General features: G+C 49.7%; 9 protein-coding genes. 5 read left to right on the top strand and 4 right to left on the bottom strand.

Going from position 1 to position 11,634, the window contains the following annotated elements; genetic code table 11:
- Window positions 1-33: 33 nt before the first annotated feature.
- Window positions 34-378 (bottom strand): aspartate 1-decarboxylase, encoded by a 345-nt coding sequence (panD, locus tag G499_RS0117765; protein ID WP_027001048.1) that lies wholly within the window; start codon window positions 376-378, stop codon window positions 34-36.
- A gap of 227 nt (window positions 379-605) precedes the next feature.
- Window positions 606-800, bottom strand: coding sequence for a hypothetical protein (locus tag G499_RS0117760; protein WP_027001047.1), 195 nt, complete (start codon window positions 798-800; stop codon window positions 606-608).
- Window positions 801-1,090: 290 nt separating this feature from the next.
- On the opposite strand from G499_RS0117760, the gene G499_RS0117750 reads away from it, so the two are divergent.
- The 3 genes from G499_RS0117750 to G499_RS0117740 all read left to right on the top strand — a co-directional run bounded on the left by G499_RS0117750 (window position 1,091) and on the right by G499_RS0117740 (window position 5,960).
- Window positions 1,091-4,456: a tetratricopeptide repeat protein gene (locus G499_RS0117750; RefSeq protein ID WP_027001046.1), complete on the top strand. Its 3,366-nt coding sequence runs from the start codon at window positions 1,091-1,093 to the stop codon at window positions 4,454-4,456.
- Between the two features lie 20 nt (window positions 4,457-4,476).
- Window positions 4,477-5,292 carry a formylglycine-generating enzyme family protein gene (locus G499_RS20685; protein ID WP_051296378.1) on the top strand — a complete coding sequence of 272 codons (816 nt, stop codon included), beginning with the start codon at window positions 4,477-4,479 and terminating at the stop codon, window positions 5,290-5,292.
- 71 nt (window positions 5,293-5,363) lie between these two features.
- Window positions 5,364-5,960 carry a nitroreductase family protein gene (locus tag G499_RS0117740; protein WP_027001045.1) on the top strand — a complete coding sequence of 199 codons (597 nt, stop codon included), beginning with the start codon at window positions 5,364-5,366 and terminating at the stop codon, window positions 5,958-5,960.
- Window positions 5,961-6,099: 139 nt separating this feature from the next.
- Here the strand turns inward: G499_RS0117740 and G499_RS0117735 are convergent, their stop codons facing one another.
- A complete protein-coding gene (locus tag G499_RS0117735) occupies window positions 6,100-7,542 on the bottom strand; it encodes an arginine deiminase family protein (RefSeq protein ID WP_027001044.1) in 1,443 nt (480 codons plus the stop codon).
- 103 nt (window positions 7,543-7,645) lie between these two features.
- Here G499_RS0117735 and G499_RS0117730 point away from each other — a divergent pair, with 103 nt between their 5' ends.
- Both G499_RS0117730 and G499_RS0117725 read left to right on the top strand, forming a co-directional pair.
- Window positions 7,646-9,034: a type III PLP-dependent enzyme domain-containing protein gene (locus tag G499_RS0117730; RefSeq protein WP_027001043.1), complete on the top strand. Its 1,389-nt coding sequence runs from the start codon at window positions 7,646-7,648 to the stop codon at window positions 9,032-9,034.
- 111 nt (window positions 9,035-9,145) lie between these two features.
- On the top strand, window positions 9,146-10,957 hold the full coding sequence (locus tag G499_RS0117725) for a MutS-related protein (protein ID WP_027001042.1): 1,812 nt from the start codon (window positions 9,146-9,148) through the stop codon (window positions 10,955-10,957).
- A gap of 28 nt (window positions 10,958-10,985) precedes the next feature.
- Here the strand turns inward: G499_RS0117725 and G499_RS20680 are convergent, their stop codons facing one another.
- Window positions 10,986-11,600, bottom strand: coding sequence for a DUF6935 domain-containing protein (locus tag G499_RS20680; RefSeq protein WP_051296376.1), 615 nt, complete (start codon window positions 11,598-11,600; stop codon window positions 10,986-10,988).
- Window positions 11,601-11,634: the final 34 nt, after the last annotated feature.

Here is an 11,634-nt window from a genome sequence, read left to right as displayed (position 1 = left end):
TGGAGAGGAAGCTATTCCTCAGTAATAAAGACCCTAGACGCGGTTGTGCTCATCCGGGAAAATGACTACCGGCTTGTAGCTCTGGGCTTCGCCCAAAGGTAACAGACCATAGGCAATGATGATGATGGTATCTCCAACCTGCACACGACGCGCCGCAGGGCCGTTGAGGCAAATCTCACCAGAGCCACGTTTGCCTTTGATGATATAAGTCTCAATGCGCTCACCATTGTCAATATTGACAATCTGAACTTTTTGATTTTCAAACATTTGTGCCGCTTCGAGCAAAGCCTCATCGATAGTGATGCTGCCTACATAGTGTAGTTCGGCTTGCGTAACTTTGACACGGTGTATTTTGGATTTTAAAACTTCGACTAACATAGTTTTTGAACAGGAGGGGAGGTATAAACGCTCTTTCGGGTGCAAAAGTAGAAAAAAATAACTGCACCCAACTTGCCACAGCGTAAAACTACAACAGTGGGAGCACAACTACCCCCAAAACAAAGCTCGTGGAAGTTTAGTTTTGCAACAATCAGATTATACCTTGCTTGCCAGATAAGGTTGGCCCTAGCACACTGTGCTGGGTACATTTGCTCAAGCAAGCAGCCTTACTCTTGTGACGTTGGGGGTATTTCACGTTGAAACACAAAAATCACCTCCTCTTTGTGAGGGCGGTGCTTACGTTCTGTTAACTGCCATCCAGAGGCTTCTTCGCGCTCAATCGTTTCTTGCTCTTCTTGATAAAAGGCCGGATCGTCAGGGGCAAATGGTTTGGGGATGACTTTATATTCTATCTTTTTCATACATCACTAAGCAAAAACGGTAAAAACACTCCGGCCACGAGGCAAAAAGTTACTATTTGTATTTTACGACAAGTTGGATATAAAAGATTTAGCACAGTTCGTCGTTAGTTTAGAAGAAGCCAACACAAGTAAGATTTGTTGGAAATTTATGTGTTTGTGGCAAAACATCAAAAGCTATACCTTTATTATCTTTGATGTGCAATATTTTTTTAGCTTTTTTACCTAATTACGATAGTTCATTGAACTCTGAGGCGGCTTAATCATCCATAATTATGCTAATACACACACTTATGAGTTGGCGAATCTATACAATCAACGATTTGTACAAAATCTTGTTCTTCGGTATGGCCCTGTTATTTGCCCAACGACTTGTTGGTCAAGACAGTTTCAAGCTCCGTTACGACGAAATGACCAAAGCGGCCAAGCAAAAACGCTATGCCGAGGCAGTGGCTTTGGCCGAAATACTGCTCCCTCAGGCCGAAGCCGTATTGGGTAAAAACAGCCCTGCCTTGGGCGATTTTATGCACAACTATGGTTATTATCTCTATGCGACAGGCAAAATGGAGCAATCTGTACAGATTTTTGAGCGTACACTCAAAATTCGTCAATATGCTACTGGTATTCAAAGTGAGGCGTATGCCCAAACATTACAAAGCATCGGAACAATATACTTAGCGCAGGCCAACTACTCCGATGCCGAACGCTACTACCGGCAGTCGCTTGATATTCGCCAAAAAATTAAACAGGGCAAAAGCGCCGGCCACGCTGAGGCACTCCAAGCCATGGGAAACTTGTGTAAGGCCACTTATCGCTATACCGAAGCCGAAAACTACTATCAACAAGCCGTAGAGGTACAGAAATCCTTGGGGCTACGCAATATGGAGTATGCTGCTTCGCTAGTAGCCAAGGCTGATTTCAGCCTCAAGACAAGCCAATATGCAGAAGCCATCAAGCTCTACCGCGAAGCCGCCGATATCTACCGCCAAACACCAGGGCGCACACACCCTATCTACCTCCAGACAATCGAGGCGTTGGCGCAGGCGCATTTTGCGATGGGTGCCTACCAAGAGGCTGAGCCGTATTATGAGGAGATTCTGAAAGCACTGACCAACACCCGGGGGGTACAGTCGGCAGAATATGCGCAAGCCCTGAAAAATATGGCTAAGCTCAAACAAACCACCGGCAACACCAGCGCCTCTGCTGCTATGTATGCCCAGACACTCGATATCTACAGCCAAGCCGAAACCCCGCCCGATAACTTTGTAGATGCACTACTGGAGCTGGCTCAGCTCAACACCCAACAACAGCACCACGCCGAAGCACTACGTCTACAACAAGAGGCTACCGAACTACTCCAAAAACAAGCCCAAAACCAAGATTTCAGGTTTTATAAATTACAACTACAGCGCATCCAAAGTTTTTATGCACTCCGACAGTATGCCCAAGGCACACAGCTATATCAGCAATATTGGCCTCTGATAGAAAAACAATGGGGCAAGAACGAGGTATCTTATGCCTTGCTCTTGGCCGAATGGGCGCAAGCGGCTCACATTACCGGACAATACCAGGAGGCTTATGACAAGGCCTCGGAAGCAGTGCGCATTTACCAAAAACAAGTCGACAAACCGACCGAAACCTTGGCTGAGCTCTTGTCTCAACAAGCCGCATTGGCTGCGCAATTGGGCTTTTATCCATTGGCTATAGAACAACTTCGGCTGGCTTTGGGCATTTACCAAAATCTGCTGGGCACACAGCACCGTCAGTACTTAGCCACGCTTGATGCACTCTGTAGGCAACTTCTCCAAACCGGACAGCTAGACGAGGCCGAGCCCCTGCTCAATACCCTGCTCGAAACTCGCCAAGCACAGCAATTCCAATACCCTAAGGGTATCGCAGAGGCGCTCTTTACACAAGAACGCTTCTTTTATCAAACAGCCCGCCGCGACCGCGCCGAGGATGCCTTCCAAAAAAACCTAGAAATCTACCAATCCACCTTGTCGGCGCAGGACATCAGTTACCTACAAGCCCTCCTCCAGTGGGCACAGGTATGGGCAGAGCGGCGCGCATATACTCGAACCAACCAACTGTATAGCAGACTATTGCAAGCAACAGACACCTTGTTGACAGCACAGCACACGCTTTACCTTGAGGCGCGTTTGGCAGCTGCGCAATGGTATCTCGACACCAAGCAGACCGACTTATTTGCCCCGCTGTGGGCGCAGCTCAACGCCATCGACAACAGCCCCTACCAACTGGCTGAAGCCAAGATGTGGCTGTCTGCCCAAACACAATCCACCCCTGCGGCTTATCAACAGCTGTATGTGCATAGCCAGCCCCACAAAACCCTTGACAACTACTATCTACAAGCACTCAAAGGTTTGGTAAGGCACAGCCCCACACCCGCATATTGGCAGTCTTTGCTAGAAACCAGTGCTTTGCGTTATGGAGCAGGACACCCACACACGCTCCAGCTGTTGGCTCAAGCTGTCCAAGTGCCCGAGTCTGCTGCTTGGATATTGCCAAATCTCCAAGCGGCTACGGCTTATTGGCAAAAAAATAAAGCTCCTACAACATCATATATACAGGCACTTTTGGGCATAGCAACAAGTACTGAAGGGCTCAAAGACGAGAAACAGACCTTGGCTTTGTTGGAAGAAGCCGCTCAGTTAGCCAAAACCTTAGCCCATACGCCGCTACAGGCCGCTACAACCCTAGCCTTGGCGCAATACCATCTGCGCACCAACAAAGACAGTAAAGCCGAGCCCCTCTTGGGTGCGGCTGCTGGCTTACTCGAAAAATCAGCTACTGCGGACTCCCTATGGATACCGCTACACAGTGCCCGCGCTGTGTTAGCAGAGCGTAAAAAAAATGCCTCCACAGCCGATATCGGGCAACACTATCACTTGATGGCTCAGGCCATTTGGCGCAGCCTAGACAACCGCCACTACTGCTATCATCAACAAGATGAGCCGGCTCGTTTGGCGCTTCAGCAGTATATCACTCAATATGCCGCTTGGGTGGCCTCACAGGGTAAAGATGCGCCAGAAGCCACATCGCTTTTGCTGGCCTACTGGCGACAACAACAGGCGGCTGCGCCTTATGCCCTAGCCCTCGAACCTGCTCAACAGGCTCGCTATGCCCAATGGGAGCAACTCAAACAACGGCAAAGCTATTATGCCAGCTTCAGCACCGAAGCCCTCAAAGCCCAAGGTATAGAAGCCGAGGCTTGGGAAAAGACCGTAACCGCCCTTGCGCAACAACTCAGCAATGCCTCGCCCTTGTTTGCTTCCCGTCATCAGCCTCTCACCGATTGGCGCAGCTTACAAGCCCTGCTGCCAAGCCGTAGCGCTGCCGTTGATATCATCCCTCTGGATACCCAAACGCCACAATACCTGATTTGGATATTGCGGAAAGACACTCAGGAACAGCCCCGATGGTTTGTCAATACCTTAGAGGCAGCTCCCGAAGACCCACAAACTTGGGTACAATCTTGTTGGCAGCCTTTAAACGAAGCCCTCGATGGCATCCAAACGGTGTTTTATCGCCCCATAGGCAGCTATGGCTTGTTCCAATGGGAAGCACTGGGCAATGGCGTTTCCAAAACATCATACCAAGCCAAAGCCATTAGCCAATGGGCTGCACAAACATTGAAATAAATCACCCACACTCCTCCAATATGATTTGCGCATACATCAACATCCTTCACCCCTCGCCCAATATCCGCCACTTGCTGTTTATTACTTGGCTTGTTTTGTTTTCCACACACCTTTGGGCGCAAATGCCTGCGCCGGAGGCGTGGCTGGCTATACCTGAGGGGCTTCGCCCTGCGATGGTGGTCGTAGAAGGAGGTAGCTTTGTGATGGGCACACGCCAAGGTGAGGTCGATGAACGGCCAGAGCACAAGGTCGATATCCGTAGTTTCGCGCTCAGTAAACACGAAATTACCGTTGAACAATTTGAATACTACTGCCAACAAACTGGGTTGGCTATGCCGGCTCAACCGACTTGGAGCAGCCCCACACATCCGGTAGTGCGGGTTACTTGGGCTGAAGCTGCCGGCTACTGCCAATGGATTGGCGGGCGGCTGCCTACCGAGGCCGAATGGGAATATGCCGCCCAAGGGGGCACTCACCAACACCCCAGCCTCTATGCCGGTAGCGCCACCCCTGATAGTGTAGCTTGGTATAGCCGCAACAGCCGCCGAAACCCACAACCTGTAGGCTTAAAACAACCCAATGCCCTAGGCTTGTTTGATATGAGCGGGAATGTGTGGGAATGGTGTGCAGACTATTACCACGCAAAATTCTATGCCCGCAGCCCCGAAGAAAACCCTCTAAACGACCAAACGGCTACACAATGTGTCATCAGGGGGGGAGGCTGGAAACACGACCTGCCTCAGTTGCGCCTCCACAACCGGGGCGCACTCACCCCCCAAAGCCGTGAATCAGATGTGGGCTTTAGGGTCTGCTGGCCGTTTCGAGTGGCTGACTAGCCGAACTTTTAGCGCCAAATAGGGGTTTCAGGCAATATATCACTGCCGATTCCCTAACCCAAAATACCCTCATGACAACCCCCCAAGACCTGAATACCCTCATCCGTAGCCGCCGCTCGGTATATCCCAAACAATACAGCCGCCAAGCTGTAGACCAAGAAATCATTGCGCAGATGCTCGAAAATGCCAACTGGGCTCCCAACCACCGCAAAACAGAGCCTTGGCGGTTTGTCGTTTTTGGCGGCTCACAACTAGAGGCTTTGGCACAATTTCAGGCTGAGCAATACAAGCTTCATACCCCTGCTGAGGCTTTTGATCAGGCCAAGTACGACAAGGTTTTGGTCAATTTCAGCAGCCCAGCCTATGCAATTGCCATCGCACTCAAGCGCCACGAAAAACTGCTGCCCGAGTATGAAGAGATTGCGGCTGTATCTTGTGCTGTACAAAATATGCTCCTCACGGCTGCGGCCTATGGTTTGGGCGCATTTTGGAGTACGGGAGGAATCACAAACTTGGCTCCAGCCAAAGTACCTTTTTTTGAATGGGCTGGGCTTCCCTTGGGCGAAGAAGATCTCCTGATGGGCTTTGTGATGGTCGGACATTATGAGGTAGAAATACCAGATAATGCCCGCAAACCCATCCAAGAAAAATGTATTTGGAGAATTTAGTCAGGGATTGACTCAAGCCATCGATTCGTCCGTTTGTGGCTCATCCAATAGACAAGAAGGCGCTCCCAATACTGATGATTGGGGGCGCCTTCTTAATGGATATCTGTCGAGCGGATGAGTCTGCTTCTAGTACCTATGTTTAGCGCAAGGTATCGCGCAGGAGCGGCATACTCATACAGTGTGAGCCACCACGCGCACGCGACAACTCGGCAGAGGGCAACAAGATGAGCGTATCAGTGATGTTATCAGGCTGTAAGCCCTTGGCCAACTCTTGCAATAAGGTGGCGGCCTCTACCACACGAAACCCCTCTTGGGCAAATGCCTCTGCGGTTTTGGTGTTGCGATCATAGCCAATCACTACCCCTTCTTTGAGGGCAAGCACGTTGCAAGAATCTGTCCATTGCTCCCGTGAGGCATAGAGCGGCTCGCCGCCGCCGGAGTAAATAAAGCGGACAGGTTCGGTAGCGCCCAAGTCAGTACGGCTTACGTCTTCGAGCAGCTGCTCAATCTTATCGAACATACGGGGCTCGCTGCGCTCACGGTGGAACTGGATGATTTTGACCTTGTCGTCCTCGATGTCCGGCTCGTCTTTGCGGAAGTAGCCCTTGATTTCGTCTTGGTGAAAAATCTTGTCAAACAGCACCCATACGTTGCGCTTGACTTGTGTAAAGACGGTATCGATGTGCATAAAATCGCGACGCGGCGGAATCTGGATGACCGTTACCTTATCCACAATTTTTTTGTCAAACAGAATCGCAATGGCTTGATTGATGGCGTGCTCAGAAGTCCGCTCACTACATCCGATTAGTACGTGGTTGGGGGCGACGGTCATCACATCGCCTCCTTCGAGGGTAACTTCGTAGTCCTTTTTGTCTTCGTCGCTGAGGAAGAAGTGCTGCTCGTCTTCGGACAGCTCTATGATTTTATTTCGGTATTCAGCAAAGGCAGGATGGTTGAAAAAGATGTACTTCATCATCAGGGCTTCGCGCAGACGTACCCGCTTGGCAGGCTTGTTGAGCAAGATATGGTCGTTGATGACAATACCAATGTCGCGGGTGAAGATAAAGTTGGGTACGGGCGGGAAAATCATCTTACCTTCAGGCGTAGAGCCTGAGATGATGGTTTTGGCCAGATCCTTGGCTGGTAGCTGTAGCAGCTGCTCTTGTACTTCGTAAGTACATTTTTCGACCGCACACACCGAACATACTAGCTTCACACGCAGTTCTGGATTTTCTAAAATCTCGGAGAGTAAAAATTGCGGCTCGACCACCTTGTCGGAGCAAAAATAGGCTGGGTTGTCGGGTTTATAGAAAGCACGGTTATTGGCTGGGTCATCAATCTCCGCTTCTCTACCCCTGATTTTCTCAGGGTCAAGGAAGTAAAGCAGTAGCTTGATGTATAGGTCATACTCTTCGCGCTGCATTTTGTCGAGGTGGATGATGTCTTCAAAGAGCCAATCCTGTGCTTTTGAGGGCACTACCTTGCCCAGCCCGCTGTCGGGGCTGTGTATCATCACCCGCTTAAGTGTACTGATTTCGGAGGCCACCTGAATGGCCTGTTTCTGCTTAGCATCCTGTTTCATAAAAAAGCTGTGGGTTTATTATTGATTCACTTGCATTATTAATAAATTTGTCCTGTTTTACGATAGTTGGTCTTTCATTGCAATCCCCCCCTTTACCTTTACGATGAAAAGTTACATTGATTTGATTGAGCAGACGTTCGATTTCCCTACGAAAGAGTTTAAGGTTGAGCAAAACGAGCTGTTCTTCAACAATATTCCCTTGATGGACATCATCGAGGAGTACGGTACTCCTCTCAAGGTTACTTATTTGCCCAAGATAAGTGAACATATTCAATATGCCAAAAAAATATTCAAAGATGCGATGAAAAAGTACAACTATCAGGGGGACTATGTCTACTGTTATTGTACCAAGGCTTCGCACTTCAAGTTTGTGTTGGAAGAGAGTTTGAAAAACGATGTGCATATTGAGACGTCTTCTTCTTATGATATTCCTATCGTCAAACATTTGTACAAAAGTAACAAAATCACGAAAGATACTTACGTGATTTGTAATGGCTTCAAGCGCCCACTTTATACCCAATACATCCGTGAGATACTGGATATGGGCTTGAACTGTGTGCCGATTTTGGATAATTTGGCCGAAATAGACCAATATGATGCCTCTACAGCAGAGCATATCCGTTTGGGCATCCGTGTGGCTTCTGACGAGGAGCCAAACTTCGGCTTTTACACCTCGCGTTTGGGTATTCGTTACAATGATGTTACTCGGTTGTATTTTGATAAAATCAAGAACAACCCCAAGTATTCGCTCAAGATGCTGCACTTTTTCATCAATACCGGCATCAAAGACAGCGCCTACTACTGGAGCGAGTTGAGCAGATTTGTATACAAGTATTGTGAGCTCAAGAAAGTATGCCCCGAGCTGGATACCATCGACATTGGCGGCGGCTTCCCTATCAAAACCTCGATGCAATTTGAATATGACTACCAGTATATGGCCGAGCAAATCATCGAAAACATCCAGTGGATTTGCAAGAAGAACAACGTACCCACGCCCAATATCTTCACAGAGTTTGGTAGCTTTACGGTAGGCGAGAGTGGTGCCTTGATTTATTCTGTCATCGACCAAAAGCTTCAAAATGACAAAGAACTGTGGTATATGGTAGATGGCTCTTTCATCACACACCTACCTGATGTGTGGGGGCTGAACCAAAAGTACATTATGCTAGCCATCAACAACTGGGACAACCCCTTCCACCGTGTCAACCTCGGTGGCCTGACTTGCGACTCGATGGACTATTATAACTCCGAAGCACACAGCTCTGAAGTGTTCTTGCCTATGATTCATAATGAGGAGAAGCAGTATATCGGCTTTTTCCATACTGGTGCATACCAAGAATCGCTTGGCGGCTATGGGGGTATCCAACACTGCCTCATTCCTGCGCCCAAGCATGTCGTTATCGACCGCAAGCCTGATGGCAGCCTCTCCAAAGCCCTCTTCTCGGAAGAGCAAAACAGCGAGGCAATGCTCAAGATTTTGGGGTTTGAATAAACCTATTGATTTATCTGGCCTCCCAACACACCCACGGCGACAGCCTTCGGTGTGTTGGCAGGGTTTATTTGGCCTAAGCCCGACAGCCCTCTAACACTCATCTCCCAAGCAATGCCCCAAGCGATATTCCAACAACGTCTCCAACAGTTTCAAGCACAAACCCAACAAGCGCAAGCCCGCTATAACCTCGTTGCGGGGCTGCGGCTGGTGGTTTTTTTGGCCACGGCCATCGGTGTCGGTTGGTTAGGCTGGCAAACGACTTGGGGAACAGCCGGGCTGGTGTTGTTGGTAGGTTTGAGCGCTTTTATTGGGCTGATGCGCTGGCACCAACAAGTGCTTTATCGACGCAATCACTTGCGATTTTTGGCTGCCATTAACCAAACAGAGCTTGATCGCCTCCAAAACAACTGGGCAAGCCTGCCCGATGGAGCTGCTTTTGTAGATGCCAAACACCCCTATACCTCCGACTTAGATATTTTTGGTAGGCGTTCGCTCTACCAATGGCTCAACCGAAGTACGAGCCCTTTTGGGGCACAGACCTTGGCAGCTTGGTTACAAGCCCCCGCCACTACCGAGGCTATCAGCGCACGTCAAGAGGCTCTCAGCGCCCTACGCGAGGCCGTAGACCTACGCCAAGAAGCTGAAGCACGGGGCAAACACGCTAGCGCAGATATGGAAGCCGTGGCGGCGCTCAACGAATGGTTAAATACACCCTCTGTGTGGCTCAACAGTAGTTTTTGGCGCGTTGTGCCTTGGCTAATGAGCTTGTTGTCTGTTGCTTGCCTCATAGCTACCCTGTGGTGGGGGTATTATCCGCTACTACTGCCGGTAGCCATCAATTTTAGCTTGCTACTGCCTCAATTCAAAAAAATAACAACCCTCTATGAGCAAATCGACCCTAGCGTTGATGCCTTGCGCGAATACGCACAGGTTTTTGCTTGCATAGAAGCGGCTGAGGTCGATGTGCCGCTTGTCCGACAGTACCAAGCAAGCTTGGGCAAAGGTACTGGCGCAGCCTCTATCCAAATCAAGCGATTGGCCTACGCAGCCTACTTGCTCTCCCAACGCAATAACCCTTGGTTCACAATTTTGGCCAATGGCCTGTTCCTGTGGGACATCCACAGCGTCCGGCGTTTGGAGCGTTGGAAAGAAGCAAACCGCAGCCAAGTAGCACAATGGTGGCAGGTAATGGGCGAATGGGAAGCCCTTACCAGCCTTGCCGGAGCTTGGTATGCCAATCCCACTTGGACTTTGCCCACGATTGATACCGAGACTGATTTTGTATGGGAGGCTAAGGCATTGGCACATCCATTGATACCTGATAGTCAACGAATTAACAATGATATGCGCTTGCAGGGTATCGGCCATACGATGCTCATTACAGGAGCCAATATGTCGGGCAAAACCACCTTTCAACGCACTGTGGGTATCAATACCGTATTGGCGCTTTGTGGCGCGCCGGTATTGGCTTCGCAAATGCGCCTGAGTGTTTGTCAGGTTTTTAGCTCTATGCGTACCCAAGACTCCCTAGAGGAGAACATTTCGTCTTTTTATGCTGAGCTCAAGCGCCTGCGCCAACTAATTGACCATTTGCAAGCTCAACCTCAGCTTCCGGTATTGTATCTATTGGATGAGATTCTGAAGGGAACCAACTCCCAAGACCGACACCAAGGCGCGCGCGGGTTGATTTTGCAGCTCCATCAGCTACGGGCCAGTGGCATCGTATCGACACACGACTTGGTGTTGAGCGAAATGGAAACCACCCATTCTTTTATCCACAACTACAGCTTCAACAGCCAGATAGTCGGCGACGAGATTCTTTTTGACTATCGCCTCACCCCCGGCGCTTGTAAGAGCTTCAATGCCGTACAGTTGATGCGCAAGATGGGGATTGCAGTGGCGGATGAAGCCCCTCAAGACTAGCTGGGGGAAGGCTTAGAGGCGCTTTGGCCTACAAATCGTCTACAACTTTTCGCTCTGGTTGGCGTATGCCCACCAACACCGAGCTCCACTCAGCTACTTTCCAAATCCCCTTATCATTGCGTTTCATTTGTAAGGGTCGGGGGCTGTCTGCGCCACTACTTCTGACAAATACTTTGAAGTTGCCCTGTGCCATATCACCGCTATAGGGATTGCTGCTACACTCAATGTCGAGAGGTGTTTTTACCTGATACCCGTTTTGTGGGCTGGAGCCTTTGAAATAAGAATTGGGCAGGTGTGGGTGTTGCTCTAGTTGGCGGCGCAGTAGCGAGCCGTCGCTAGTGCCCAAGGCATAGCCCTGATAGGTATTGCCGCTGCTCAAGCGCTCCATATCCACGGCCATTACCAGCAGTTGCTCGCCTAGTTCGGGGTTTTCTACATATACCTTGAGGGCTATCAAAAACATCTGTGCCCCACCTTGGGGCGTAGTGGCCACTTGGTCGCGCAAGGTTTTGAAGGCCTCTGTGCTGTTGGGCAACTGTTTGATGCCCTTGGTAGCAAGGGCTGTTTGCTGGGCATTGAGGGGAGCGGCCACGGCCATCAGGCACCATAGCCCTAGGTAGTAGAGAAGATGTGTATAAGACATAAGCGCAAAATTTTGGGTGAATCAAACTATCTTC

The sequence above is a fragment of the Eisenibacter elegans DSM 3317 genome (assembly GCF_000430505.1).
Taxonomy (GTDB): domain Bacteria; phylum Bacteroidota; class Bacteroidia; order Cytophagales; family Microscillaceae; genus Eisenibacter; species Eisenibacter elegans.
This window is presented reverse-complemented; position numbering and strand designations above follow the sequence as displayed.

What these genes read in the sequence shown, in the direction of transcription:
- G499_RS0117760 (WP_027001047.1), bottom strand. Translation starts at nt 800, where the DNA reads ATGAAAAAGATAGAATATAAAGTCATCCCCAAACCATTTGCCCCTGAC.
- panD (WP_027001048.1), bottom strand. Translation starts at nt 378, where the DNA reads ATGTTAGTCGAAGTTTTAAAATCCAAAATACACCGTGTCAAAGTTACG.
- G499_RS0117725 (WP_027001042.1), top strand. Translation starts at nt 9,146, where the DNA reads ATGCCCCAAGCGATATTCCAACAACGTCTCCAACAGTTTCAAGCACAA.
- G499_RS0117740 (WP_027001045.1), top strand. Translation starts at nt 5,364, where the DNA reads ATGACAACCCCCCAAGACCTGAATACCCTCATCCGTAGCCGCCGCTCG.
- G499_RS0117750 (WP_027001046.1), top strand. Translation starts at nt 1,091, where the DNA reads ATGAGTTGGCGAATCTATACAATCAACGATTTGTACAAAATCTTGTTC.
- G499_RS0117730 (WP_027001043.1), top strand. Translation starts at nt 7,646, where the DNA reads ATGAAAAGTTACATTGATTTGATTGAGCAGACGTTCGATTTCCCTACG.
- G499_RS20685 (WP_051296378.1), top strand. Translation starts at nt 4,477, where the DNA reads ATGATTTGCGCATACATCAACATCCTTCACCCCTCGCCCAATATCCGC.
- G499_RS0117735 (WP_027001044.1), bottom strand. Translation starts at nt 7,542, where the DNA reads ATGAAACAGGATGCTAAGCAGAAACAGGCCATTCAGGTGGCCTCCGAA.
- G499_RS20680 (WP_051296376.1), bottom strand. Translation starts at nt 11,600, where the DNA reads ATGTCTTATACACATCTTCTCTACTACCTAGGGCTATGGTGCCTGATG.